This is a genomic window from Streptomyces sp. JL2001, assembly GCF_050917515.1.
Taxonomy (GTDB): domain Bacteria; phylum Actinomycetota; class Actinomycetes; order Streptomycetales; family Streptomycetaceae; genus Streptomyces.
In genome coordinates this window covers 1,244,690-1,270,459 of record NZ_CP169421.1, presented here as the reverse complement: position 1 = coordinate 1,270,459, position 25,770 = coordinate 1,244,690, and the positions used below count along the sequence as shown (strand labels likewise).

The window sequence follows — 25,770 nt, the reverse complement described above, 5'->3', positions numbered from 1 at the left end:
CTCGAAAGCCGCCCATGCTGATTCCCGCAGACGCCCCGAGAGGCGTGGCCGAGAAAGGGAATCCCATGCCCTCAGCAACCAGCCCCCGTACCGGAGCGGATCCGGGGACGTCCCGGGCCGAACCCGCCACGGCACGTCCGACCGTGCACCGGCCCCTGGCCGTCTTCTCCCTGTCGATGGGAGTCCTCACCCTGGCCACCCTGATCGGCGTGGCCGCCGACGACCGGGTCCTCAACGGCGCGCCGATCTGGCTGAAGCCGCTGCACTTCGCCTTCTCGCTCGCCGTCTACGGAGCGACCCTCGCCTGGCTGCTCCCGCGCATCGAGCGCTTCCCGCGCGCCGCCTGGTGGGCCGGCACCCTGATCGCCGTGAGTTCCTTCGCGGAGGCGTTCATCATCTCCGTGCAGGCGGGACGCGGCACCTACAGCCACTTCAACATGACCACGCCGGTGAACACCGCGTTCATGCACAGCATGACCGTCGCCGTGATCGTGCTGTGGACCTCCAACTTCGTCGCCGCGATCCTGGTACTGCGCGACCGCTCGCTCGCCCCCGCGCTGCGCTGGGCGGTACGCCTGGGCCTCGCGCTCGCCGTCGTCGGCATGGCGCTCGGCATGCTGATGAACACGCCCACCGCCGAACAGCAGCAGGCCCTCGACGCCGGACTGCCGACCCTCGTCGGCGCGCACAACGTCGGTGTGGCAGACGGCGGTGCCGGCATGCCGCTGACCAACTGGAGCACGCAGGGCGGTGACCTGCGCATCCCGCACTTCGTCGGCATCCACGCGCTGCAGGTGCTGCCGCTGGCGGCCCTCGGCCTCGGCGCGCTCGCCCGCCGGCGCCCCGGCTCACCGCTCGCCGACGAGTCCGCCCGCGCCCGGCTCGTCATCGTCCTGGGCGCCTTCTGGACCGGACTGCTGGCGATCGTCACCTGGCAGGCGCTCCGCGGCCAGGCCCTGATCCACCCGGACACCGCCACCCTCGCCGCCACGGGCCTGGTGGTCCTGGCCGGCGCCGTCGCCTCCGCCGCGGCCCTGCGCGTACGCCGCTGAGGACCGCACCTCGGCCGGCCCCGCGCCCGCGCCGCCGAAGGCCGTCACCCGGCCGGGCGCCCGACCCCACGAAGCACGGAGAGAGAACCCCTACATGTCCGAGACCCTCGCGGCCACGACCGCCGAACCCGCCTTCCACATACGTTTCGCGCACACCGTCGACCGGCACCTGGTGCACCGCGCCGCCGTGGCCGAGGTGTTCGTCACCGACGCCCGGCAGATCGGCGACTCCGTGTACCTCGCCGGCGCCCAGACCCCGCTGTCGCACGGCTACTACAACGACCACCTCCAGCAGCCCGCCCTCACCGACGTGCTCCTGGTCCTGGAGGCGTGCCGGCAGGCGGCGGTGTGCGCGGCCCACACCTTCCTCGACATCCCCATGGACACCTCCTTCCTCGTCAACGAGGTGTCCGTGCAGCTCGACCACCCCGAGGCGCTGCGCACCGGCAGCGACCCGGGCGAGCTCCAGCTCCTCACCGAGTACCCCACCGTGCGGATGAAGGCCGACCGCGCCCGCAAGGTCGGCGTCGCCCAGGAACTGACCTTCAACGGACGGCCCGTGGGCCTGGCGTCCATGCAGGTCAGTGCCCTGACCAAGACCGAGTACGCGGCGCTGCGGACGTACCAGCGCGGCGGCGTGGCACCCTCCACCCGTGAGGTGCCGCGTCCCGACCGCTCGACGGTCCTCGCCCCCGAGCAGGTCGGCCGCTCCTCGCGCGGCAACGTCGTCCTCGCCTCGCCCGCCTTCGAGGAGGGGCGCCTGACGGCGCAGCTCGTCCCCGACTTCGACAACCGCAGCCTCTTCGACCACGAGTACGACCACTTCCCGGCCATGACCCTGCTCGAAGGGGCCCGTCAGCTCGGTCTGCTGGCCGCCTACTGGGGCGGCAGGCCGCTGAACCGGACCCATGTGGCGGGCGTCGACGCGGCCTTCCTCCGGTTCGCCGAACTCGACGCTCCCGTCGTGCTCAGCGCCGAGATGCCGCAGGGCGGGAAGGACACGCTGGACATCGTCTTCGAGCAGTCGGGCCGCACTGTCGCCACCGCGTCGATCCGGCTCCACGAGGAGCCCGCCGCCCCGGTCGCGGGGCCGGCGGAGAGCGCCGCGTGACCGGCCGCGTCCAGGCGGTGTGGACGGACTTTCGCGGTGTCCTCACCCCGCCCCTGCCCTGGGCGGTGGAGTCCTTCTGCGGACCGCTCGGCCTCGAACCGCGGCTGCTCCACGCGGCGATGCGCACGGTCGGCAGGGCGTACGGCGCCGGCTCCATGGAGGTGCTCGACACCCCGCTGGCCACCGAGGAGGAGTGGGGACGGCAGGTCGAGGCCGCGCTGCTCGACGAGTTCGGCGTCAGGGCCGACATGTCGGGCTTCGCGGAACGCTGGTTCGCCGACCGCCGCGTCAACCAGCCCTGGATCGACGAGCTGCGGCGGCTGCGGGCCGCCGGGATCTTCGTGGGACTGCTGTCGAACATGCCGCCCGGCTGGGACCGGTACTGGCGCCTGATGGTGCCGCCGGAGGACTTCGACGCCCTCGTGATGTCGTTCGAGACCGGCTGCCGCAAGCCGGACCGGGCGGTCTTCGACCTGGCCGTCGACCGCTCGGGGATCCCCGCGGAGCGGAGCCTCCTCGCCGACGACCTCGCCGAGAACTGCGAGGGAGCGGTCCGCGCCGGCTGGCACGGACTGCACTTCACCGACACCGACGACGCCGTGCGCGCGGTCCGGGAGGCCTGCGGGCTCCCGCAGGCCGGCCCGGTGGTCGCCACGCACACCGAAGGGATTCCGACATGAGCCGCACCGTTCTGATCAGCGGAGGCAACCGGGGCATCGGCCTCGCCGTGGCCCGCGCCTTCACCGAGGCCGGTGACAAGGTGGCGGTGACCTACCGCACCGGCGAGCCGCCCGAGGGCCTGTTCGGCGTCGCCTGCGACGTCACCGACGAGGAGTCCGTCAAGCGGGCCGTGGCCGAGGTCGAGGCGCAGTACGGCCCCGTCCAGGTCCTCGTCGCCAACGCGGGCATCACCCGCGACGGCCTCCTGCCGATGATGAGCGAGGCCGACTTCCGCGACGTGATCGACACCAACGTCCTCGGGGCCTTCCGGCTGGCCAAGCACGCCACCGGCGGGATGCTGCGCAAACGGTGGGGCCGGCTGGTCTTCATGTCCTCCGTGATGGGCACCCTCGGCTCGCCCGGCCAGACCAACTACGCGGCCTCCAAGAGCGGCCTCGTGGGCCTCGCCCGCTCGCTGGCCTGGGAGCTCGGCAGCCGCAACATCACCGCGAACGTGGTGACCCCGGGGCTCATCGAGACCGACATGATCCAGCACGTCACGGACCGGCGGCGGGCCGAACTCATCGCCAACACCCCGCTCAGGCGCACCGGAACGGCCCAGGAGGTCGCCGCGGTGGTGCGATTCCTGGCCAGTGAGGAGGCGGCCTTCGTGACCGGCGCCGTCGTCCCGGTCAGCGGTGGCATCGGCATGGGGCACTGACCCCGACCCCCTGATCGAGGATGGGAGAGATCGGCGTGCACCGTACTGGTGGGGAGGGACGCCCCGCCGTCACCGTCGACTGCACACCCCGCTCCGGGCCTTCCCGGGAGGACCTCGAGATCCTCGACCGGTGGATGCCCCTGGCCGAGGAGCCGGGACCCGCGGACTGCGGCGGCGCGGGCTGTCGCGCCGCCGAACGGCTGGCCGGCCAGCTCGCGGTGGCCGCCCAGGGCAAGGGCGGACGGCTCCGGCACGTCGCGCGGACCCTCCACGAGTCATGGCTGCGGCCCCACGGCGTCCGGCTCAGGGAGGAGGCCGGCCGGCTGACCTTCAGCCATCCGGACCTCGGCCGGACCGAGCTCGTCCTGTGCCCGATGCACACCCTCCACACCGACGTGTGGGACACCTGCGTCCGCCTGCGGGAACTCACCGCACGGAACGGCCCCGCCCAGCCCGGGTGCTGAGCCGTCTCTCCCGGGGTCCGTCCCACGGACCCGCCCCCCAACTCCCCGTCGTCGAACCGCGGAAAGGAACCGGCGTGCGCATCGTCCGCCATCACGAATACGGCCCACCCGGGGTCCTGCGTACCGAGGAGTCCGAACTCCCGGCCGTCGGGCCGCGCGACGTGCTCGTCCGGTCCGCGGCGATCGGCGTGGACCACGCCGACGTACAGCGCCGCGGCGGCACCTTCCCCCTCGGCGCGACCCCCCTGCCGTACTGCCCCTCGACCGACGTCGCCGGCACCGTCGTCCGGGTCGGCGCCGAGGTCGAGGACGTCACGCCCGGCACCCGCGTGGTCGTGTGGAAGGCGCCGAACGCCTACGCCGACCACGTGGCCGCGCCCGCCGACCGCGTCCTGCCGCTGCCGCCCGGCATCGACTTCGCCGAGGCGACGCTCCTCGGCGGCCCCGGCCGCGTCGCGGTCAACCTGCTGCGCACCGCCCGGCTCGCGGCCGGCGAGACCGTCCTCGTCCACGCCGGCGCCGGCGCCGTCGGCCACCTGGCCGTCCAGGCGGCCAGGGCGCTGGGCGCGGGCCGGGTGATCGCCACCGCGGGCTCCGCGGCCAAGCTGGACTTCGTCCGCGCGCTGGGCGTGGACGAAGCCGTCGACTACTCCCTCCCCGACTGGCCCGAGCGGGTCGCGGCGGCCACCGGGGGCGGGGGCGTCGACATCGCCCTCAACGGCATCGGAGGCAAGCGTCTCCTCGACGACGTCCGGCTCCTGGCCCCGTACGGACGGCTCGTCTCCTTCGGCGGGTCGGGCGGAGACGCCGAGCATCCGGACATCCCCGTCCTGGACCTCCTCGGCATGCGCCAGGTCATGGGCTTCAGCATGCCCGTGGTGCTCCGGCACCGGCCGGAGCAGGCCGAGCAGGCGGTACGGGACCTCGTCCGCATGGTCACGGACGGCTCGGTGCGCCCGGTGGTCCACGCCCGGATCCCGCTCGCCGAGGCGGCCCGCGCCCACGAACTCCTGGAACAGCGACGGAGCCTGGGCCGCGTGGTACTCGTCCCGTGAGCACGCCGCCCCCGGGCCACGGCCGAACCGCTCCTGTTTCCCGGCGCGTCGGTCGGGCGTGCGCAAGGATGCCGGGAGGGGGCGGACCGGCCGGGCCCGAGGCCGGCGCGCCGGCGGAAGGCACGGAGCGCGGCCGGGATTCCGGGGCCCGCGGGGGAGCCGTCCGGTGCTCCGCAGGGAAGACACCCCCTCGTGTCCGGGCCGCCACGGCCGGACCCGCCGCGGGGCCGCGAGAGAAGGGTGACGAACGATGACAGAGACCCGCCGGGACGCCGGGGCATGGATCCGACGGCTCCTCCCGTCGGACGCCCCCGTCCGCCTCGTGTGCTTCCCCCACGCGGGCGGCGCGGCGAGCTACTACCACCGCATGGCGCGGCAGCTGTCCGGCGAGGCGGAGGTCCTCGCCGTCCAGTACCCGGGGCGGCAGGACCGGCGCCGGGAGCCGTGCGTCGACGACCTGGCCGAGCTGGCGGACCTCGTCCTCGCGGAGATCCGCCCCTGGACCGACCGCCCGCTGGCCTTCTTCGGGCACAGCATGGGCGCGCTCCTGAGCTTCGAGGTCGCCCGGCGGCTGGAGGGCGACGGGGGCACCCTGACCGCGCTCTTCGTCTCGGGCCGACGCGCGCCCCGCCTCACCCGACCCGGGGAGGTCCGTCCGCGCTCCGACGACGAACTGGTGGCCGCCGTGCGGAAGCTGAACGAGGCCCCGCTCCCGCTGCTCGACGAGCCCGCGGTCCGCGACTTCGTGCTGCCCCCGCTCCGCGGCGACTACCGGGCCGTCGCGGCCTACCGGTACGCATCGGGACCGCCCCTGACCTGCCCCGTCGTGATGCTCACCGGCGACCAGGACCCGCAGGTGACGTGGGACGAGGCCCAGGCGTGGCGGGAGCACACCACCGGGGCGTTCGAGCTGCGGAGCTTCCCCGGCGGGCACTTCTACCTCGACACGCACACCGCGGACGTGGCCGGGCTGGTCGCCGCCCACCTGAGGAACCTCCGCAGCCCCCGGTTCGGGACGGGAGCGGCGTGAACGGGGGCCGGCTGCTCGCCATCAGCGACCTGCACGTGGCGCACGCGGACAACCGCAAGCTCGTGGAGGGCCTCCGGCCCGGGGCCGACGACGACTGGCTCCTCGTCGCCGGCGACGTCGGCGAGCTGTCCGAGGACATCGAGTGGGCCCTGGCGACGCTGAGCGCCCGGTTCGCCCGGGTGGTGTGGGCCCCGGGGAACCACGAGCTGTGGACACCCCGTCAGGACCCCCTGCGGCTGCGCGGTGTGCGGCGCTACGAGCACCTCGTCGCCCTGTGCCAGGGGCTGGGCGTCCTCACCCCGGAGGATCCGTACGCGGTGTGGGACGGCCCCGGCGGGCCGGTCACCGTGGCCCCGCTCTTCGTCCTCTACGACTACACCTTCCGCGTGCCCGGCGCCGGGACCAAGGAACAGTCCCTGGCCATGGCCCGGGAGAACGGCATCGTCTGCACGGACGAGTACTTCCTCCACCCCGACCCCCATCCGAGCCGGGACGCGTGGTGCGAGGCCAGGGTCCACCTGACCGAACGGCGCCTCGACGCCTGCGACCCGGAGCTTCCGACCGTGCTGGTCAACCACTTCCCCCTGGTCCGCGACCCCACCCGGATCCTGCGGTACCCGGACTTCGCGCAGTGGTGCGGCACCGTGCGGACGGCCGACTGGCACCGCCGCTACCGGGCCCGCGCGGTCGTCTACGGGCACCTCCACATCCCCCGGACGACCTGGCACGACGGCGTGCGCTTCGAGGAGGTCTCCGTCGGCTACCCGCGAGAGTGGCGCCGGGAGGGCCATCCCCGTGTCGGGCTGCGGCAGATCCTGCCGGAGGCACCACCGGGATGACCCGGGCGCGGCCCCGTCCGGCTCCCGGGCCCCTCGGAAGTCCCCGGAACCGGACGGGCCGCCGCCGCGCGTACGGGGCGGCATCTCAGCCCAGTGGCCGCGCCGGCTCCGCCACCGTCCGCCGCAGCTCCCCGACGGTGCGCCGCGGATCACCGACGCCGGCCGTGAGCACGGCGCGGAACTCCTCGGAGATCCGCCGCGCCGTCGCCTCCTCGAACAGCTTCGTGCTGTACTCCAGCCGCCCGGTGCAGCGCCCTTCCGCCCGGGTGAGGGACAGCGAGAGGTCGTGCTTGGCCGTCGCGGTGTCGCCGTACTCCGTGGTGACGGAGCAGCCCGGCAGCTCCAGTCCGGCCGGTCCGCCCTCCTGGTACGTGAGCATCAGCTGGTAGAGCGGGTTGAAGCCCGGATCCCGCACCGGGTTCAGCTCGTCGACCACCGTCTCGAAGGGCAGCTCCCCGTGAGCGAGGGCGCTCCGGCTCTCGTCCCGCGCGCCGAGCACCACATCCCGGAACGTCGCCTCCGGCGGCACGGCGACCCGCTGCACGACGGTGTTCACGAACATGCCGATCATCCGGTGGTGGCCCTCCGTGCGCCGGTGCGTGACGGGCGAGCCGATCACCGCCTCGGGGCAGCCCCGCCGGGCGGCGGCCACCAGGGCGAAGGCGGCGAGGAAGACCGCGTACGGTGTCGCCCGGCAGGCACGGGCCAGCAGCCCGGCCCGCTCCGCCGCCGACGGGTCCACGTCGAAGCGCACATGGGCGCCGGAGAAGTCCCACACGGGCGGACGCGGCCGGTCGCCGGGTACGGTCGCGGGCGCCGGAACGTCCGCGAGCCGGCGCCGCCAGTGGTCGAGCGCCGGATGGCCCGAGAGGTCCGCGAGACGCTCGGCCTGGTGCGTGGCGAACGCGACGTACTGCTCCGCAGGCGGCTCCGGAAGCGCCTCCGTACCCTTCCCGAAGGCCCGGTAGCCGGCGGACAGTTCCCGCTGGAGGATCTGCACCGACCAGCCGTCGCACGCGATGTGATGCAAGGTCAGGCAGAGCAGGTGCCGACGCGGGCCCTGCCGGATCAGCAGGGCCCGGATCATCGGATCGGCCGCCAGGTCGAACGGCCGTCGGACCTCGGCCGAGGCGAGCCGCTCCGCCTCGGCCGCGGGATCGGGGTGGGCCGAGACGTCCAGGACCGGGATCCGGACCGGCTCCGCGGGCCGCACCGTCTGGCGCGGGGCGCCCGCCCGGAGCCGGAACACGGTGCGCAGCACCTCGTGCCGGCGGACCACCTCGCCCAGCGACCACTCCAGGGCGGCGACGTCCGGCTCGCCCTCGATCCGGTGCAGCAGCGGCACCGCGTACGCCGGCGAGCCGGGGTGGAACCGGTCGAGGATCCACAGCCCCTTCTGCGCGCGCGAGACCGGATGGTCACCGGCCACGGGCCACCTCGGCGGCCAGGCGGTCCACGGTCGGGTCGTAGAGGAACTCGCCCAGCGGGACCTCCGCGGAGAACCGGTCGTTGATCCGCGCCACCAGGCGCATCGCGAGCAGCGAGTGGCCGCCCAGCGCGAAGAAGTCGTCCGTGACGCCCACGGAGGCGAGCCCCAGCAGGTCGGCGGTGATGCCGGCGATCTCCCGTTCCAGCTCGGTGCGCGGTGCCACCGCCCCCGTGTCCAGGGCCTCCGCGGCGACCGGCGGCAGCGCCGCCCGGTCGACCTTGCCGCTCGGCGCCAGGGGGAGGTCGGCGCGGACCGCGAAGGCGGCCGGCACCATCCACTCGGGCAGCCGCCCGGCGAGGAACTCCCGCAGCCCTTCGGGCTCCGCACCGGGCACGGCGGGGACGACGTGCGCCACCAGACGGCGTTCGCCGGTGGACTCGTCCACGACGACGGCGGCCTGCCGCAGGTCGGGATGGAGCCCCAGCGCGGCCTCCACCTCGCCCGGTTCCACCCGGTAGCCGCGGATCTTGACCTGGTCGTCGGCCCGGCCCAGGAAGGTGATCACCCCGTCGGCGCCCGCGCGCACCAGGTCGCCGGTGCGGTACATGCGGGCCCCTTCCTCCTCGGCGAAGGGGTCGGGCAGGAACCGCTCCCGGGTCTGCTCGGGCTGCCCCGCGTATCCCCGGGCCACGCCCGGACCGCCGACGAAGAGTTCGCCCGTCCCGCCCTCGGCCACCGGGGCGAGCGACGCGTCGAGGACGTAGCAGGAGGTGTTCGCGATGGGCCGGCCGAGAGGGATCGACACGGCGTCCTCGGGTACCGACTCGATCGGCCCGCAGACGGCGAACGTCGTGGTCTCGGTCGGCCCGTAGCCGTTCACCAGCACCTCCGGCCGGTCGGCCGGGGCGTTGGCGAGCAGCCGGCGGGCCGGGGCGGGCCCGACGACGTCGCCGCCCACCAGCAGGGTGCGCAGCCCGCCGAAGCTGTCCGGCCGGTCGGCCATCACGGCCGTGAACAGCGGAGAGGTGAGGAACATCGTCGTGATCCGGTGCTCGGCCAGCGCCCGGCCCAGGGCGCCCGGGTCCAGGACCGTCTCGGTCGGGACGACACAGAGCGTGCCGCCGTGCAGCAGCGCCCCCCACAGCTCGAACGTGAAGGCGTCGAAGGAGGAGTCGGCCACCTGCGCCATCCGCACGTCCGGGCCGAGCGCGACGTAGTCGGTGTCGAGGACCAGCCGCAGCACCGACCGGTGCTCGACCATCACGCCCTTCGGCCGGCCGGTCGAGCCGGAGGTGAAGAGCACGTACGCGAGCGAGCGCGGCCCGACGGCCACCGGCGGGAGCGGAGCGGCGCCGGTGGCCGCGGTCGCCGCCGCGACGTCCTCGGGCGTGACCACCACCGACGCCTCCGCGTCGTCGAGCATCCGCCGCTGCCGCTCCCTCGGGTACCCGGGGCTGACGGGGACGTAGGCGCCGCCCGCCTTCAGCACGGCGAGGACGGCCGTGACCAGTGCGTGGCCACGGTCGAGGAGCACACCCACCCGCGCCTCGGCGGTCACGCCCCGGTCGTGCAGCAGGAGCGCGAGCCGGTCGGAGCGCGCGTCCAGCTCGGCGTACGTGAGGGAGTGCTCGCCGTCGACGACCGCGACGGCCTCGGGGCGCGCCTTCGCCTGGGCGGCGAAGAGCTCGGTCAGGGTCGCGTCGGCCGGGTAGGGCGTGAGGGGGCCCCGCAGGATGCCCAAGGCGGTGTCTCCAGTTCCTTCGGAGGGACGGGGAAGGGGAATGCGTCGGAGGGAAGCGAGGGAAGGCGGCCGAAGGGACCGGGCCGGCGGTCAGGGCGGGGGACTCCCGGTCCCGGCCTGGTCGCGGGCCGACTCCCGGAGGGCGCCGTCGTACCGGATGCGGCCACCGGGTCCCGCGTACCGGGGATGCGGGCCGACCGAACGGCGGATCATGGTGACGCTGTTCTGGCGCAGCTTGTGGGGTTCGAGGAGGTTCAGCACCTCCAGCTCTCCCGGACGGGCGCGCTGGAGCCCGGCGAGGTACCGCAGGATGGCCTCGCCCTCCGGGTACGTCATCAGGTAGTGCAGGACGACCACGCCGCCGTCCGGGTTGACCCGGTCGAGGAAGTGGTCGAGGAAGTACAGGCAGTCCCAGGCGTCCACCCAGGCCAGGTCGATGGGGGCGAAGTCCGGCGGGAGCGCGGCGTCGCAGTCCCGCAGCGCCGCGTCGACCGTCGTCACCCGCTCCGCGAGGCCGAGCGCGGCCAGGACCTCGGCGACCCGGCCCGCGGAGGACTCCGGGATCGAGTGGTCGTCGACGGCGACGAACACCGGCCGGTACGGCTCCAGATAGCTCGCGGGCGCGGCCAGCGGCGGGTCGGCGCGGAGCCAGTCGTCGTCCAGCGGCGTGCCGTCGTCCAGGTACCGCCGGGTCTTGGCGGCGAGTGCCGCGGACTCTCGGGCGGCCAGCTCCTCGGTCTCGGCGAGGGCGGCGGCGAGGAACGGGGTGGTGTAGCCAGTCCCCACCTCCAGCACCCGGCGGGGACGGGTGAGACGGATCAGGTTCGCCAGGAACGGGGCGACCGCCTCCGTTCCCATCCCGGGCACCCGGAGCCCGGCGACGGCGGTCTCGAAGTCAGTCACGGTCCGGGCCTCCGGTGCGCAGGTCGCCGAGCAGGTCGAGACCGGCGAGGACGGTCTCGGCGGGCAGGCCGAAGTCGATCAGGCAGGCGATCTCGTCGACCCCGATGCCGCGCAGCCGCTCCACCACGCGGCGGGCCTCTGCGGGGGTGCCGAGGAGCGCGTCGTCGTCGTAGTACCGGTCGAAGGAGCGCCGGACGAGGAAGTCCACGTCGTCGGGCCGGAGCCGGGCCGGGTCGATGCCGCGCCGTCCCTCGAACCGGGAGCCGAGGAGCAGCCCGAGGGAGTCGCGCAGATAGGCGCAGAGCGGTTCCCTGACGAGCTCCCGGACCGCGTCGCCGTCCTCGCCGAGGAAGGCGTGGACCATCACGACCACGTGACCGCGGTCCGGGCCGGCGGCCGTCCGGTAGGCGGCGATCTTGCGGGCGAGGTCGTCGAGCGACTGGCCCAGCAGATGGGTGAGCACGCCGGCACCCATGGCGCCGGCCCGCCGGAAGGTCTCCACCCCGCCCGCGCTGGTGATCCAGGTCGGCAACTCCGGCTGGACGGGCCGGGGGTGGATCCGCACCCGGCGCTCGGCGCCGACGCCGTCGCGGACCGTCAGCTCCTCGCCGCGCCAGAGCCTGCGGACCTCCTCGGCGTGGTCCAGCGCCAGCGCGCGCCGGTTCCCGTACGCCTCGGGGGCCAGCGCGAAGTCGGCGGCGTGCCAGCCGGAGGCGAAGGAGATCCCGGCCCGGCCGCCGGAGAGGTTGTCGACCACCGACCAGTCCTCGGCGAGGCGCAGCGGATGGTGCAGCGGCGCGACGACGCTGCCGGCCCGGATCGCCACCCGTTCGGTGACCGCTGCCACCGCGGCGCCGGTCACGGCCGGGTTGGGGTAGAGCCCGCCGAAGGAGTGGAAGTGCCGTTCGGGCGTCCAGACGGCGGCGAAGCCGTGGGTGTCGGCCCAGCGCGCCCCGTCGAGGAGCAGGCGGTAGCGGTCGCCCTTGAGGCCGGCGTCGTCGTCGCCGTCGTCGCTGGCGAAGTAGAAGAGGCTGAAGTCCATGGGGGCCGTGGGGTCGGAGGCGGGGGGCGGTTCAGGAGTGGGCGGCATCGACGGCCTCTCCGGCGAGCAGCCGGAGCGCGTTCCGGTCCACCTTGCCGTTCGCGTTCAGGGGCAGGGCCTCCCGGTGCAGGAAGCGGCGGGGCACCAGGTGGATCGGCAGCGTGCCGCGCAGGGAGTTCAGCAGGTCGCGCCGGGGGACCGGGGCCCCGGTGTAGCAGGCGGCGAGTTCGCGTACGCCGTCGTGCCCGGCGGCGACGTCGACCACGACGCAGTGGTCGACCTGCGGCAGCCGCCGCAACGCCGCCTCGACCTCGCCGAGTTCGACCCGGAAGCCGCGGATCTTCACCTGGTCGTCGAGCCGGCCGAGGTGCACCAGCCGGCCGTCCTCGTACCGCACCCGGTCGCCCGTGCGGTAGTACCGCCCCGCCCCGGCGAACGGCCCGTCCTGCGCCGTCGCGGCACGGAAGCGGTCCGCGTCGTCGTCCGGGTCGAGGTAGCCGTCGAACCGCTGGGGTCCCCGTACGCACAGCTCGCCGGTCTCCGGGTCGACGAGGTGGTCCAGCGAGTCGTGGATCCGGCCGATGGGGACGGTGCCGTTGGAGGTCCGGGGCCAGGCCGCCGGGTCGCGCGGCAGCCGGTACGCCGAGCAGGCGACGGTCAGTTCGGTGGGGCCGTAGAGGTTGTCGACGACGGACCCCGGGGCCACGGCCCGCCACGCGGCCGCCTGCTCGTAGGTGAGCTGTTCACCGCAGAAGACGCTGTACCGCAGCCCGGTGGCGCGTCCGGCGGGCAGCTGCCCGAGCCCCGCGCCCACCGAGACCGCCGAGGGCACGGAGAACCAGTGGGTGAGCCGCCGGCCGGTCACGTAGTCCACGGGGGAGAACGACTCCACGGGCGCCGGCTCGACCAGCGTCGCGCCGCCGCCCCAGGTCACGAACAGGTCGAAGACGGAGAGGTCGAAGGTCAGGTCGAAGGTGTGCGACATCCGGCAGCCGGGCCCCACGTCGTAGCGCGCCGCGGCCTGCCGCAGGAAGGCCAGCGCCTGGCGGTGCCGGATCGGGATGCCCTTGGGGCGGCCCGTCGTCCCCGAGGTGAACAGCAGGTAGGCGGTCCGGTCCGGATCCGGGCGGTACGGGCCGAGCGACCCCGCCGGCACCCCCGCCCGCACCTCGGTGGCGGTGAGCGCCAGGACGGGCACGCCCTCCGCCCAGCTCCCGTCGCCGCGCTCCCACGCCTCCGCGTCGGCCAGCACCACGTCCGGGCGGGCCTGCTCGCACATCCGGCGGGTTCGGGCGGGGGGAAAGCCGGGGTGGAGCGGGACGACGGCGGCGCCGAGGCGCAGCGCCGCCAGGTATCCCGCGTACGCCGACGGCCCGCGGGCGGCGAACAGGCCGACCCGGGAGACCGTGCCGTACGCGTCCCGTACGCGCTCCGCGAGCGCCTCCGCGGCGCGGAGCAGCTCGCGGTACGTCAGGGAGCCGTCGGGGAACTCGACGGCGACGCCGTCCGGATGGCGCGCGGCGCTGTCGGCGCACAGCCGGTACAGGCTCTCGGTCACGTCCGCTTCACACCTCGCCCGCGAGCAGCTTCACCTGCGCGCCGACGGTGGGGTGCCGGAAGAGGTCCGTGGCCCGCAGCTCCAGGGCGGTCAGCTCGTTGAGCTGCTCCCACAGCAGCAGGAGCAGCAGCGAGTTGCCGCCGGCGTCGAAGAAGCCCTGGTCCACCGGGACGTCCTCGGCGTCGATGCCCAGCGTCTCGGCCCAGGCCTCCCGCACCGCCTCCAGCAGCTCGTCCTCGTCCGTCACCTCAGGTCCTCCCCAGCGCCGACCAGCTCCGACACCCGGACCTGCGGGTCGGCCACCACCGCGGCGAGCAGCCGCTCGTAGTCGGCCGCCGCCCGTGCCACGGTCGTGGCGTCGAACAGGTCCCGGTCGTACTCCCAGATGAACTCCACGCCGCCGGGCACGTCCCGGCCGCGCTGCCCGACGGCCTGCTCGGCGACGGGGATCGCGATCACGTTCAGGTCGAACTTGGCGCTGCCGTTGCTGATGCCGGGTGTCACCTCGACGTCCAGGCCCGGCATGCGGATGGCGCGCATCGGAGCGTCGTGGAACGCGAACAGCACCTCGCACAGGGCCTGCCGCCCGGGCATCCGGGGCGGGCGCAGCGCCGCGATCACCCGGTCGAAGGGCAGGTCCTGGTGCTCCAGCGCGCCGAAGACGGTGGCGCGGACCCGGCCGAGCAGCTCCCGGAAGGTCGGGTCGCCGCGCAGATCGGCGTCCAGGGCCACCGTGTTGACCACCATGCCCAGCATCCGGTCGGTCTCCGGACGGCCGCGCCCGGCCAGCCCCGAGGCGACCGAGAAGCGGTCCTGCTCCGACCAGCCGTGGAGGAGGACCTGGAAGGCGGCGAGCATCACGGCGAAGAGCGAGACCCGTTCGTGCCGGGCGAGCGCGCGGACCCGGTCGGTGAGGTGCGCGGGCACGGTGAACCGGGGCGCGTCCCCGGCGAAGCGGCGGGCGGCCGTCCGCGGCCGGTCGGTGGCCAGTTCCAGGAAGGGCGGGACGTCCGCGAGCCGGTCGCGCCAGTAGGCGAGCTGGCGTTCGGCCGCCGGGCTGTCGAGCCAGGCGTGCTGCCATGCCGCGAAGTCGGCGAACTGGAGCCCGGGTTCGGGCAGCGGCGAGGGGCGGCCCTCGGCGAACGCCTCGTACAGGGCGCAGAGTTCGTCGATGAAGACGTTGAAGGCCCAGCCGTCGTGGATCAGATGGTGCTCCAGGTGGAGCAGGACGTGCCGGTCGTCGGCCGTGCGCAGCAGACGCCAGTGGACCAGTGGGAGCCGGTCGACCGGGAGTTCCTCGTCGACGGCGTCGCCGACGGCCCGCCGGACCGCCGCCTCGGGGTCCGGGGAGTCGCGCAGATCGACCACCGGGACCGTGACCTCGTACGGCGGGTGGACCACCTGCCGGGGACCGTCGGGGCCGTGGGCGAACGTGGTGCGGTAGACCTCGTGCCGGCGGACCACCTCGGTGAGCGCGGCCGCCAGGGCACGCGTGTCGAGGGTGCCGGCCAGGGTCAGGACGGCCTGGAACTGGTAGGCCCGGATGCCGGGATGGAGCTGGAGCAGGAACCAGAGCCGCTCCTGCGAGCAGGACAGCGGCAGGTGTCCGTCACGTGGCAGCACCGGCCGGATGTCCGGAACCGACCCCGTGGCGTGCGCGCTCCCGTCCCTCATGCGTGACCCCCGGTTATGGTGATCGTGACCACATCAAGTAGAGATCAACAGCAACCCGCTGTCAATGATTTCTGTGTCCATGACATGCGCGTCCATCAGCTCTATGGTGGGGCCTCCGTTCGCGACGCGCCGACGCATCGAGGGAAGGTGGCAACCCCATGACCGTGATGGCCTGGTGACCCGCAAAGGCCTCTGGCTCTCACCGGACTTCATGCGCTTGTGGGCCGCGCAGTCGATCAGCGAGACCGGCACCCAGATCGGTCAGCTCGCCGTACCGCTGCTCGCCATCGGGACGCTGCACGCCTCCGCCACGGAACTGGGCTTCCTCACCAGCGCCCGCATGCTGCCGTTCCTGCTCCTCGCCCTGCCCGCGGGCGCGCTCCTCGACCGCATGCGCCGCCTGCCGGTCCTCGTCACCTCGGACCTGCTCCGCGCGCTCCTGCTCGGCAGCGTGCCCGTGGCGTACGCCCTCGACGTGCTGACCCTGGCCCAGCTCTACGTCGCGGTCCTCCTGGTCGGCGTCTTCACGGTGGCCTTCGACATCTCGTACCAGAGCTATCTGCCCACCCTGGTACGGCGCGAGGAACTCGCCGACGCCAACGCCAAGCTCACCGCGAGCAGTTCGGCCGCGGAGATGGCCGGGCCCGCCGCGGCCGGCATCCTGGCCGGGGTCATCGGCGCCGCCGCCACCGTCCTCCTCGACGCGCTCAGCTTCCTCGCCTCCGGCCTCTTCTGCCGGGCCATCCGCCAGCCGGAACCCGAGCCCGAGGTGCCCGCCGACCAGGGGGCGCGCTCCCTGCGCAAGGAGATCGGCGAGGGCCTCGGCTTCGTCCTGCGGCAGAGCATGCTGCGGGCCGTCGCCGCCTGCGCCAGCCTCCTCAACCTCGGCTCCTCGATGCTGACCGTGCTCCTCACCCTCTACATGGTGCGGACCCTCGACTACGCCTCCGCCATGGTGGGCGTGGTCTTCTCGCTCGCCGGCGTCGGCCTGGTCGGCGGCGCGCTCCTGGCGAGCCGGGCCATCGAGCGACTCGGCTACGGCCGCTCGATCACCTGGGGCGCGGTGACCTGCGGTGTCGGGCTCGCGCTGATGCTGGTGCCGGCCGTCGAGCCCCGCCTCTCCTTCCCGTTCCTCGCCGCCGGCCACCTGCTCTTCGGCTTCGGCGTGCCGCTGTTCAACATCGCCCAGGTGACGCTGCGCCAGGCGATCACGCCCGACCGGCTGCGGGGGCGGATGAACGCCTCCATGCGCTTCGTCATCTGGAGCACGATCGCGATCGGCGGCCCCCTGTCCGGACTCCTCGCCGAACTCCTGGGCATGCGGGGCGCGATCATCGCCTCGGCCGTCATCGGAGCCGTCTCCTGGCTGCCGCTCCTCTGGTCGCCGGTCCCGGCCCTGCGCGAACTCCCCGAGGAGGAGGAGACGGCGGCCGTCACGGACTGACCCCGGGGTGTCCGCGCGGGCGCCCGAGGCCGTCGAGGCGGCCGGGCCGGGACCCGGCCGCGACCGGGGCCACGGAACAGGGGCAGGCCACGATCAGAGGGACGCCCCGGGGGATCCGGGCCACGGACCCGGTGCCGGTCACGATCCGACAGTGGCCTCCGGACTCACGGCAGCCGCAGCGCCGTCCAGTCCGGGTCCACCCCGGTCACCCAGAACCGCCCCAGCGCGGCCAGCAGCAGTTCGTGCTCCGAGCGGCTGTCGAACCCGCCGGGCAGGGACTGCACCACCGCCCCGACCGCGCCCGGCGGGCGGCCGGGATGCTGGAGCGCCAGCCGGGTCAACGGCTGTCCGGGACCCAGCTCGACCAGGAGCGGGTCGGGCAGCCGCCAGATCTCGGCCAGTTCCTCCGCGAACCGGATCGTCCGGGACAGCTGCCGGGCCCAGTACGCCGGACTGGTCGCCTCCTCGTCGCGCAGCCACGTCCCGGTCACGTTCGAGAGGACCGGCAGCTCCGGCGGCCGCAGCGGCAGCGTGCCGAGCAGCTCCTCCAGCGGGCCCGTCAGCGGCTCCGTCATCCAGGAATGGAAGGCGTGCGAGGTGGCCAGCCGCCGGCAGGCGTGACCGTCCTCCGTCAGCAGGCCGGCCGCCTTCTCCACCGCCTCGACCGGCCCCGACAGCACCGTCTGCTGGGGACCGTTGAACGCCGCCGCCGACAACTCCCCGCCGACGTACGGCAGCACCGCCTCGGGCCCGGCCATGACGGCGAGCATGGCGCCCTCCGGCAGCCCGTCCACCAGCCGGGCCCGGCGGCCGACCAGCCGCAGCGCGTCCGGCAACGGGAGGACGCCGGCGACGCAGGCCGCCGCGTACTCGCCCACGCTGTAACCGGCGAGGGCCGTGGGCCCCGCGCCGAGCGCGGTCAGCGCCCGGGCCATCGCGTACTGCACCGAGAACATCAGCGGCTGGGCGACGACCGTGCGGTGGATCTCCTGCACCGTCTCGCGCCGGTCGAACAGGGCGGCCAGGTCGGGGCGGGCGGCGGCGTCCGCGCCCGGCCCGGCGCCGTCGTCCGGCGCGGCGGGGAAGAGGACCGGCCGCAGGTCGAGACCGTGCTCGGCGGCGAGCAGCCCGAAGCAGCGGTCGAGCTCCTCACGGAACACCGGCAGGCACCGGTACAGGCCCGCGCCGAGCCCCGCGTACTGGTCTCCGACCCCGGAGAACAGGAACACCCGGGACGCCCCGGGACCGGCACCGCCGCCGTCCGTCCCGTGACCGCCCTCCGGACCAGCGACGCCGGTGGACACCCGCCGCGGATCGCGCTTGCGCAGCCTCCGGGCCGCGTCCGCCGCCCCGCTCGCCGCGAGCGCCCGCCGGTGCGTGCCGGGTGGGGACGTCGTCCTGGCGGCCTCGGACACGGCCGGCAGAGCCGCGAACTCCGCCTCGTCCATGCGGTCCAGACGGTCCGCCAGGCGGTCCGTCGCGTCCTCGAGCGCCTCGGCCGTCCGCGCCGTGAGCGCCAGCAGCCGGGCCTCCCCGCTCACGGTGACACCGCCTTGCGGACCGCCTCGGGCCAGCCGGCCGGATCCACGCCGTGCCGGCAGAGGAACGCGTACGCGAGCCGTTCGAGCCCGAAGCCGACACAGCCCGAGTACACCGGGTCGCCGGCCTCGTCCCGGATGCCGAACGACGAACCGAAGAGCCTCTCGTGGTAGTTGAAGGACGCGACGGCGACATCCCGCTCCCCGTCGAGCGGCAGCCGCAGCTCGTACTTGAGCTGGAGAAGCCGCTGCGACCAGGCGCGCGACGCCGTCGCCTCGTTCAGGAAGAAGGGGTCGCCCGCGACCTCGCACCGGCCGCCGAGACCGAGCGACTCCATGAGCGCGTACGAGCGCTCCATCACCCGCGCCCGCGCGCCCAGCACGAACTCGGGGGTCCCCATGAACACGATCTCCCGGATCGTGAAGTCCCACAGCCGCTCCAGCGAACGGCGGTAACGGGACTCGTGGCGGAAGGACTTGCCCCGTGCGGTCACCACCGTCGACGGCGCCGGCAGCGGCCCGTCCGCGTACTGGTGGTAGGTGTGGAAGCACATCGTCGGCGGCAGGGAGTGGTCGAACCCGCCGGTGTGCGCGCGCAGCCCCTCGGCGAGGTCGCCGCCGTCCGCGAGGGAGTCGAGGAACCCGCGGTAGCTGTCGACGTCTCCGTGCAGCCGCGTGACGAACATCAGCATGTGCGGGAAGGAGTCGAAGTACCCCGTGCGGCGCAGCGCCGCCGACGTGATGAGCGTCGGATAGCGGAACTCGCGTGCGTCGAACTCGTCCATGACCAGGGACCGGAGCTCGGCGTCGAGATGGTCCATGAGGGACAGGACGGGCTCGCCGACCGCGATCTGCCCCTCGCCGAGCTCGGCCGCGGCGCCCCGGGCGACCAGCTCCTCGAAGACGTCCCGGGGCGGCTCGGCGACGGAGCCGCGCCAGACGACCTTGGGTTCCACGGGCCGCTGGGCGAGGACGTCGTGGGTGACGACGTGGCGCAGCTTGCGGGTGAGCCCCGCGACGTCGACGGGCTCCTCGCCGAGCGGCGTGGCGGTGACGTCCACGGCGGTGACCGGCCCGTACGGGCCGGCCGCGGCCCCGGAGCCACCCTCACCGGAGCCGGAGCCGGAGCCACCCTCACCGGAGCCGGCCCCCGGCGCGGTCGCCGTCGGCGTCCTGACCAGCGTGAAGCCGGTGATCGTCGACGAGACGAAGTAGACGCGCCGCGCCAGCTCCTCGGCGAGCGCGCCGGGCACCGGCGGGTCGAGCGGGATCCGGAACGTGCTCATCGCGATCCGCCCCCGCCCCCGGACAGGGCCCCGCGCACGCCGACCAGTTCGGCGAGGATGCCGCGCTGGACGGCGTTCGTCCCGGCGTAGATGGGACCGGCGAGCGCGTCCCGCAGCTCGCGCTCGACACCGTCGTCCGCCACGTAGCCGCGTGCGCCGTGGAGGTCCATCGACGCCTGGGCCGTCTGGACCAGGCTCTCGCTGATGAAGATCTTCGCCATGGTGGCCTCGACGAGGGCCATCCGGCCCTCCCGCTTCAGCCAGCCCACCTTGTACAGCAGGTTCCGCGCGAGTTCGAGCCGGATCTTCATGTCGGCGACCGGGTGCGAGACGGCCTGGAAGGTGCCGATCGAACGGCCGAACTGGCGGCGCGCGTTGGCGTGGGCGACCGAGTTCTCCAGGATCCGCTCCATCGCCCCCACCTGCGCCGCGAACATGAACGAGCGCTCCCACTCGATCGCCGACGTGAACACCTGGTAGCCGGCGCCCTCCCGGCCGAGCAGGTTGGCGGCGGGCACCGGGGTGCCGTCGAACTCCAGCACCCCCATGGGCGTGGTCCGCAGCCCCATCTTCGGCAGCTCGCGCTTCTTCACCACGCCCGGCATGTCGGCGGTGACCACGAACGCCGACAGCCGGTTCTGCGTCCCGACCCCGTCACCGGTGCGGGCGAACGTGACGAAGACGTCGGCGACCGGCCCGTTGCTGATGAAGCACTTGGTCCCGTGCAGCCGGTAGCCGTCGCCGTCCCGCACGGCCGTGGTGGACATGCTGAGGATGTCGGTGCCCGCCTCCGGCTCCGACAGGGCGTGCGCGCCGACCAGGGTGCCCGCCGACAACGGCGGGAGGAAGCGCCGCTTCTGCTCCTCCGTACCGTGCAGCAGCAGATGGACGACGCAGGCCCACAGGTGGTTGTTGACGGCGAACACGAGTCCGTTGTCGCGGCAGCCGTAGCCGAGCGCCTCCAGGGCGATCATCGTCGTCAGCGGGTCGAGGCCGCCGCCTCCGTACTCCCGCGGCACCGGCCAGCCCAGCACGCCGAACTCGGCGCAGCGGTCCCAGTCCTCCCGGGGGAAGCGCCCCGTACGGTCGTCCTCCGCGACGTCGCGGCCGAGCTCGGCCCGGGCGAACGCGACGATCTCCTTACGGAGCCGCCGCTGCTCGTCGGTCAGTTCGAAGTCCACGCGCCGCCTCCGGCCGGAGCCAGCTTGCCGGCGACGAACCCCGCGATGGCGTCGACCGAGGCGAAGTGCGCGAAGTCCAGGTCCGCGCCCTCCACCCGCAGGTCGAAGGTCCGCTCCACCCAGACCACGAGCTGGACCGCGAAGAGCGAGTTCACCAGCCCGCCGGCGAACAGGTCCTCGTCGTCGTCCACCTCGGTGTCCGGCACGTGCTGCGCGATGAAGTCGCGGATCAGTTCCTTGTGCTGCTCAACCACGCCGCTGTTCTCCCGACTCGTAGGAATGGAAGCCCTGTCCCGTCTTCCTGCCGTGGAGTCCGGCGTCGACCAGCCTCCGCAGCAGCGGGCACGGGCGGTACTTGGGGTCGCCGAAGTTCTCGTACAGGACCTGGAGCGACAGGTACACGGTGTCCAGGCCGATCAGGTCCGCCGTCTCCAGCGGGCCCATCGCGTGGCCGAAGCACTCCTTGAACAGCCGGTCGATGTCCTTGGCCGTGGAGACGCCCTCGTGCAGCGTGAAGATCGCCTCGTTCAGCGTCAGCATCAGCACCCGGTTGGTGACGAAGCCGGGGGAGTCCTCCACCACCACGTGCCGCCGGCCGGCGCCCTCGAGCAGGGCCCGGGTGCGGGCCAGGGTCGCGTCCGAGGTGTGGTGGCCCCGGATCAGCTCCACCGTGGGCTTCAGCTGGGCCGGGTTCATGAAGTGCGTGCCGAGCACGCGGTCCGGGCGGCCGGTGACGCCGGCGACCCGGGTGACGGGGATCGCCGAGGTGTTCACGCCGAAGACGACCTCGGGCGCGCAGATCGCGTCGAGCTCGCGGTGGAGGGCGCGCTTGACGTCCCAGTCCTCGGTGACGTTCTCGACCAGGAAGTCGACCTCGCGCAGGTCCTTGAGGTCCGTGGTGAACCGGATGCGCGGGAGCACCTCCTCCGGCGGCCGGACGGGCGCGCCGCGCCGGATGAGCGGCGCGAGCCGCAGGTGACGGGTGATGTCCGCCCGCGCGGAGTCGAGGATGTCCTCCGCGACGTCCACGAGCACGATCTCGTGCCCGTGCTCCGCGAAGAGCTGCGCGACGCCCCGGCCCATGGTGCCCGCGCCGACCACGCCTATCCGGTCCACTCGGTGTCTCCTTTCGTCGTGCTGACGGTCTCCCGCAGGACGCTCAGCGTCTGAGGCCGGGCCGTACGGAAGTAGAAGTGCCCACCCGGCAGCAGCCGCCGTTCGACCGTGCCGCCGGTGTACGCGGCCCACGCGTCCGGGTCCGGCAGCAGGCGTTCGTCCGCGCCCGCCAGAAGGGTGACCGGGCAGTCGAGCGGCGGGCCCGGGACGTGGACGTGGTTCTCCAGGAGGGCGAAGTCGGCGCGGTAGCAGGCGAGGGCGGCCGCCCGCAGGACGGGGTCGTCCCGCAGATGGTCCATCGGGTCGCCGGAGCGTCGCTCGATCTCGGCGAGGAGGTCGTCGTCGGACAGGGTGTGGACCGGTCGCGACGGAGCGGGGAAGGGCGGGGCGGGGCAGGAGGAGAGGATCAGGCGCTCGGGCGCGGGCAGGTCCCGCCGCCGCAGCTCCCGTGCCACCTCGAAGGCCACCAGCGCGCCGAGACTGTGCCCGAGGAGGGTGAACGGCGGCGTGAAGCGGACGGCGTCGAGGACGGCGTCGACGAGCGGCGCCACACGGGTGAAGGCGGGTTCGGCGGAGCGGGTGGTCCGGCCGGGCAGGTGCACGCCCCACAGCTGGACGTCGGGCAGCTCGTCGGACCAGCGGACGTACTCGCCCGGCGAACCTCCCGCGTGCGGGAAGCAGTAGAGCGAGGAACCCGCCCCGGGCCGCCGGATCCTGCGGACGGTCCAGCCCGTCACCGCTCCCTCCCCGCGGCCGCCAGCCCGTCGACCAGAGCGGCCAGTTCCTCCGGGGTGGGCGCCTCGAACAGCGAACGCGGGACCAGCCGGACGGACAGCACCTCCTCGGCCCGGGCCACGAAACGGGTCGCGATGAGGGAGTCCCCGCCGAGGTCGAAGAAGCTGTCGTCCGGTTCGACGTCGGGCAGGTCGAGGATCTCGGCGAAGAGGCCGGTGACGAGGGTGAGCGTGGAGTGGCCCCCGGCGCGGGGCGCGGCCGCCGGCGGCGGTGCGGCCGGCGTCGCCGCCCCGGAGCGGACCGCGGTGCCGTGCGCCGCGTCGGGGGCTGCCGGGGCGGGCGCGGGCGCGGCGTCCCGCTCGGTGGCGGTCAGGGAGTGGAGCTGCCGGGCGAACGGGTACGTCGGGAGGGCGACCTTGCGGGGCGCGGGTCCCTCGTGCGCGGCGGCCCAGTCGATCCGGGCGCCCGCGAGCCACAGTGCCCCGAGCACCTCCGGCACGGACCGCGGACCGTCCGGAGTGAGCGCGGTGTCCACGTCGAGGACCGGACGGCCGCCGTCGCCCGCCGGCGGCGCGGCCGCCGCCGGCCTTCGCAGGACGCCGACCCAGTACGCCGGATCCATGGCCTCGGCCGCCGAGGCCGCCTTGCCGTCGTACGCGGTGCGCAGGGCCAGGACGGGGGGACGGGGCCCCGCGTGGCGTACGAGTTCGGCGAGGCGCTCGTCCGCCGCGCCGCCAGCGGCCTCGGCCGCGAGGGCGGCCGCGTCCGCCGGGCGGAACACCCCGGCGACGGCCGCCGCCACGAGCGCGTGGGTGCCCGTGCCGACGACTCCCGCGGGTCCGACACCCCGGCGCAGCCAGTCGCGTGCGAGGGCGTAGCGGCCCGCGAACGCGAGCGCGGCGCAGGACCGGGCGTCGTCCGCGACGGGGGAGGGGGCGCCGCACTCCTCGACGGCCCGCCGGAACTCCGGGTCGGCGGCGGACAGCCGCGTCCAGACGGCCCGTTCCGCGACCGGGTCGGCCGGGGGCACGAACCGGAGGAGCACCGGTCGCGGGCGGGACTCGCCGGCGGCGGTCACGAGCCGGTCCGGCGCCTCCCCGGAGAGGACGCGCACGGCGTCGGGGACCGAGGTGACGACCGCGTAGCGCCGCCGGCCGTGCTCGGAGCGACCCGTCTGGAGGGTCCAGGCGACGTCCGCGAGGGAGGCGCCGGGATCGTCGCGCAGACGGTCGGCGAGACGCGCCGTGAGGGCGTCGAGGGCTTCCGGGGTCCGGGCCGAGAGCGGCAGCACCCGGGGTGTCTCCGGCCCGGGTTCGGGGCGGGGCAGCCGGGGGGCCTCCTCCAGCACGATGTGGGCGTTGGTGCCGCCGACGCTGAAGGAGCTGACACCGGCGCGCCGCGGGAGACCCGGCGGCGCCCATTCCTCGGCGCGCGTCACCACGCGGAACGGGCTGCCCGTGAAGTCGATCGCCGGGTTGGGCTCGGTGAAGTGCAGGCTGGGCGGGAGGACGCCGTGCTTCAGCGCGAGGACGGTCTTGATCAGTCCGGCGACCCCGGCGGCGGCGTCGGTGTGCCCGATGTTGGTCTTCACCGAGCCGATCCCGCAGAACCCCCGCCGGTCCGTGCCGCGCCGGAACGCCTGGGTGAGCGCGGCGACTTCGACCGGGTCGCCGAGCGGGGTCGCCGTGCCGTGGGTCTCCACGTACGTACAGGTGTCCGGGCCGACCCCGGCGGCCCGCTGGGCCTTCTCGATCACGGTCGCCTGCCCGTCGACCCCGGGGGCGGTGAAGCCCATCCGCCCCGCGCCGTCGTTGTTCACGGCGGATCCGCGGACGACCGCGTCCACCCGGTCGCCGTCCGCGAGCGCGTCCGCCAGGCGCTTGAGCACCACGATGCCGACGCCGTCGCCGCCGACCAGCCCGCCGGCCCGGGCGTCGAAGGCCCGCAGCACCCCGTCCGGGGCCTGGATCCCGACCTCGTCCGTCCCCTCGACGCGGACCGGCAGGCGAACGGTGACCCCGCCGGCCAGGGCGAGGTCGCACTCCCCGTCCAGCAGGCCGCGGACGGCCAGGTGGACGGCGACGAGGGAGGTGGCGCACGCCGCCTGCACCGCGACCGTCGGACCGGTCAGGCCCAGCTTGTGGGCGACCCTGCTGCACAGGAAGTCGGCGCCGTTGGCGACCCGGATCTCCCAGTCGGAGACGGACGGCAGGTCCGCCCGGCGGGCGCGGAGCAGCCGCGCGTGGTCGTTCTCGCTGCCGCCCCCGTACACGCCGACGACCGCGTCCGCACGGGCCGGATCGTGTCCGGCGTCCTCCAGGGCCGCCACCGCGCATTCCAGGAACAGCCGTTGCTGCGGGTTGACGATCCGGGCCTCACGGGGCGAGACCCCGAAGTAGCCGGCGTCGAAGGACTCCGGGTCCTCGATCAGGCCGCGCGCCGCGACGCCTTCCGGACCCTTGACCCGGGTGATCGAGTCGGTGCCGGTGACGAGATTCCGCCAGAACGCCTCGGCGTTCCCGGCTCCGGGGAACCGGCAGGCCAGGCCGATGACGGCGATGTGACCGGCGGAACGGTCCTGCTCCGGGGCCTCGGCCGAGGTACGTGCCGGACTCGCCACTGATCGCCCCACCCCGATGTCATGTCGTGGTCAACCCTGTTGGGAGCGGTCAGGCTACCCGGCTCGTCAGGGGAAAGAGAAGAGATCATCTTCTTCCTCGTCAGAACGAACCGTCCCGCCGGGCTCGTTCGCACGCGCCGGCCCGTCTCCGATGTGATGCGGAGTCCCCGTCCGTGGCCGGGGAACGGCATCCCGCCGGGTGTGGATCACGCCACCGCCGTCACCGGACCGTGCCGCCGCCGTCGGGCGCAGCCGGGAACCGCGGCCGGTCGGGCGAGGCCGGACCACGGGCCCGCGCCGGTGCGGACCGGGACGGGCGACCTGCCCGGAGCGCGCCGGGCGGCGGCCGGGCCGGTGGCTCGAATGTCGTCGGTCAGCCGGATAAACCCCGTTCGGATCAAGGTCACTTCATCGAGGTAATACCAACGGACTCGCAGGGCGAGCCACGCGTATCCGGCTCTACTGTTCAGCGGGATCCGGACGAATCCCTGACATTCGCCCCACCGTCCCGGTCCCCTTTCCGCCGGTCGGCGTGCGCTGCGCCGACCACGAGTCCCGCGAAGGAGCCCTC

The 25,770-nt window shown here is 74.3% G+C and carries 23 protein-coding genes; 9 read left to right on the top strand and 14 right to left on the bottom strand.

The window, feature by feature from the left end; all coding sequences use genetic code 11:
* Positions 1-65: 65 nt before the first annotated feature.
* The 8 genes from ACE1OA_RS05555 to ACE1OA_RS05520 all read left to right on the top strand — a co-directional run bounded on the left by ACE1OA_RS05555 (position 66) and on the right by ACE1OA_RS05520 (position 6,932).
* On the top strand, positions 66-1,052 hold the full coding sequence (locus ACE1OA_RS05555) for a hypothetical protein (RefSeq protein WP_356779528.1): 987 nt from the start codon (positions 66-68) through the stop codon (positions 1,050-1,052).
* Between the two features lie 94 nt (positions 1,053-1,146).
* Positions 1,147-2,163 (top strand): ScbA/BarX family gamma-butyrolactone biosynthesis protein, encoded by a 1,017-nt coding sequence (locus ACE1OA_RS05550; RefSeq protein WP_356779529.1) that lies wholly within the window; start codon positions 1,147-1,149, stop codon positions 2,161-2,163.
* On the top strand, positions 2,160-2,843 hold the full coding sequence (locus ACE1OA_RS05545) for an HAD-IA family hydrolase (protein WP_356600231.1): 684 nt from the start codon (positions 2,160-2,162) through the stop codon (positions 2,841-2,843). Before ACE1OA_RS05550 ends, ACE1OA_RS05545 begins: the two co-directional genes overlap by 4 nt.
* The gene (fabG, locus tag ACE1OA_RS05540; RefSeq protein WP_356600229.1) at positions 2,840-3,544 is read left to right on the top strand and encodes a 3-oxoacyl-ACP reductase FabG; all 705 of its coding nucleotides are present in this window, start codon (positions 2,840-2,842) and stop codon (positions 3,542-3,544) included. Before ACE1OA_RS05545 ends, fabG begins: the two co-directional genes overlap by 4 nt.
* Before the next feature lie 35 nt (positions 3,545-3,579).
* Entirely contained in the window at positions 3,580-4,008 is a 429-nt protein-coding gene (locus tag ACE1OA_RS05535) for a hypothetical protein (protein ID WP_356779531.1), read from the top strand.
* A 74-nt stretch (positions 4,009-4,082) separates the two neighbouring features.
* Positions 4,083-5,063, top strand: coding sequence for a quinone oxidoreductase family protein (locus ACE1OA_RS05530; RefSeq protein WP_432752385.1), 981 nt, complete (start codon positions 4,083-4,085; stop codon positions 5,061-5,063).
* A 250-nt stretch (positions 5,064-5,313) separates the two neighbouring features.
* Entirely contained in the window at positions 5,314-6,093 is a 780-nt protein-coding gene (locus ACE1OA_RS05525; RefSeq protein ID WP_384866436.1) for a thioesterase II family protein, read from the top strand.
* Positions 6,090-6,932, top strand: a complete 843-nt coding sequence (locus ACE1OA_RS05520; RefSeq protein WP_384866438.1) for a metallophosphoesterase family protein — start codon at positions 6,090-6,092, stop codon at positions 6,930-6,932. Before ACE1OA_RS05525 ends, ACE1OA_RS05520 begins: the two co-directional genes overlap by 4 nt.
* An 85-nt stretch (positions 6,933-7,017) precedes the next feature.
* Here the strand turns inward: ACE1OA_RS05520 and ACE1OA_RS05515 are convergent, their stop codons facing one another.
* The 7 genes from ACE1OA_RS05515 to ACE1OA_RS05485 all read right to left on the bottom strand — a co-directional run bounded on the left by ACE1OA_RS05515 (position 7,018) and on the right by ACE1OA_RS05485 (position 15,279).
* Positions 7,018-8,361: a condensation domain-containing protein gene (locus ACE1OA_RS05515; protein WP_432752384.1), complete on the bottom strand. Its 1,344-nt coding sequence runs from the start codon at positions 8,359-8,361 to the stop codon at positions 7,018-7,020.
* On the bottom strand, positions 8,351-10,102 hold the full coding sequence (locus ACE1OA_RS05510) for an amino acid adenylation domain-containing protein (protein WP_432752383.1): 1,752 nt from the start codon (positions 10,100-10,102) through the stop codon (positions 8,351-8,353). The genes ACE1OA_RS05515 and ACE1OA_RS05510 overlap by 11 nt, the downstream gene beginning before the upstream one ends.
* 90 nt (positions 10,103-10,192) lie before the next feature.
* Positions 10,193-11,005, bottom strand: a complete 813-nt coding sequence (locus tag ACE1OA_RS05505; protein WP_356600215.1) for a hypothetical protein — start codon at positions 11,003-11,005, stop codon at positions 10,193-10,195.
* Complete coding sequence (locus ACE1OA_RS05500) at positions 10,998-12,095, bottom strand: MupA/Atu3671 family FMN-dependent luciferase-like monooxygenase (protein ID WP_432752382.1); 1,098 nt, start codon at positions 12,093-12,095, stop codon at positions 10,998-11,000. Before ACE1OA_RS05500 ends, ACE1OA_RS05505 begins: the two co-directional genes overlap by 8 nt.
* On the bottom strand, positions 12,079-13,605 hold the full coding sequence (locus tag ACE1OA_RS05495) for an AMP-binding protein (protein ID WP_432752381.1): 1,527 nt from the start codon (positions 13,603-13,605) through the stop codon (positions 12,079-12,081). Before ACE1OA_RS05495 ends, ACE1OA_RS05500 begins: the two co-directional genes overlap by 17 nt.
* 7 nt (positions 13,606-13,612) lie before the next feature.
* Positions 13,613-13,852 (bottom strand): acyl carrier protein, encoded by a 240-nt coding sequence (locus tag ACE1OA_RS05490; RefSeq protein WP_356600209.1) that lies wholly within the window; start codon positions 13,850-13,852, stop codon positions 13,613-13,615.
* Entirely contained in the window at positions 13,849-15,279 is a 1,431-nt protein-coding gene (locus ACE1OA_RS05485) for a condensation domain-containing protein (protein WP_432752380.1), read from the bottom strand. Before ACE1OA_RS05485 ends, ACE1OA_RS05490 begins: the two co-directional genes overlap by 4 nt.
* Before the next feature lie 175 nt (positions 15,280-15,454).
* Here ACE1OA_RS05485 and ACE1OA_RS05480 point away from each other — a divergent pair, with 175 nt between their 5' ends.
* Positions 15,455-16,723 carry an MFS transporter gene (locus ACE1OA_RS05480; protein WP_432752379.1) on the top strand — a complete coding sequence of 423 codons (1,269 nt, stop codon included), beginning with the start codon at positions 15,455-15,457 and terminating at the stop codon, positions 16,721-16,723.
* Positions 16,724-16,887: 164 nt separating this feature from the next.
* On the opposite strand, the gene ACE1OA_RS05475 is transcribed toward ACE1OA_RS05480, so the two are convergent.
* The 7 genes from ACE1OA_RS05475 to ACE1OA_RS05445 are packed head-to-tail and all read right to left on the bottom strand — an operon-like array spanning position 16,888 to position 25,199.
* Positions 16,888-18,264 (bottom strand): acyltransferase domain-containing protein, encoded by a 1,377-nt coding sequence (locus ACE1OA_RS05475; protein ID WP_432752378.1) that lies wholly within the window; start codon positions 18,262-18,264, stop codon positions 16,888-16,890.
* Positions 18,261-19,547: a hypothetical protein gene (locus tag ACE1OA_RS05470; protein WP_384866451.1), complete on the bottom strand. Its 1,287-nt coding sequence runs from the start codon at positions 19,545-19,547 to the stop codon at positions 18,261-18,263. The genes ACE1OA_RS05475 and ACE1OA_RS05470 overlap by 4 nt, the downstream gene beginning before the upstream one ends.
* Entirely contained in the window at positions 19,544-20,728 is a 1,185-nt protein-coding gene (locus ACE1OA_RS05465; RefSeq protein ID WP_384866453.1) for an acyl-CoA dehydrogenase family protein, read from the bottom strand. The genes ACE1OA_RS05470 and ACE1OA_RS05465 overlap by 4 nt, the downstream gene beginning before the upstream one ends.
* Positions 20,713-20,982 (bottom strand): phosphopantetheine-binding protein, encoded by a 270-nt coding sequence (locus ACE1OA_RS05460; RefSeq protein ID WP_356600197.1) that lies wholly within the window; start codon positions 20,980-20,982, stop codon positions 20,713-20,715. The genes ACE1OA_RS05465 and ACE1OA_RS05460 overlap by 16 nt, the downstream gene beginning before the upstream one ends.
* A complete protein-coding gene (locus tag ACE1OA_RS05455; RefSeq protein WP_356600195.1) occupies positions 20,975-21,844 on the bottom strand; it encodes a 3-hydroxyacyl-CoA dehydrogenase family protein in 870 nt (289 codons plus the stop codon). Before ACE1OA_RS05455 ends, ACE1OA_RS05460 begins: the two co-directional genes overlap by 8 nt.
* Positions 21,832-22,581: a thioesterase II family protein gene (locus ACE1OA_RS05450; protein WP_384866456.1), complete on the bottom strand. Its 750-nt coding sequence runs from the start codon at positions 22,579-22,581 to the stop codon at positions 21,832-21,834. The genes ACE1OA_RS05455 and ACE1OA_RS05450 overlap by 13 nt, the downstream gene beginning before the upstream one ends.
* Positions 22,578-25,199, bottom strand: coding sequence for a beta-ketoacyl synthase N-terminal-like domain-containing protein (locus ACE1OA_RS05445; RefSeq protein WP_432752377.1), 2,622 nt, complete (start codon positions 25,197-25,199; stop codon positions 22,578-22,580). The genes ACE1OA_RS05450 and ACE1OA_RS05445 overlap by 4 nt, the downstream gene beginning before the upstream one ends.
* Between the last annotated feature and the right edge of the window lie 571 nt (positions 25,200-25,770).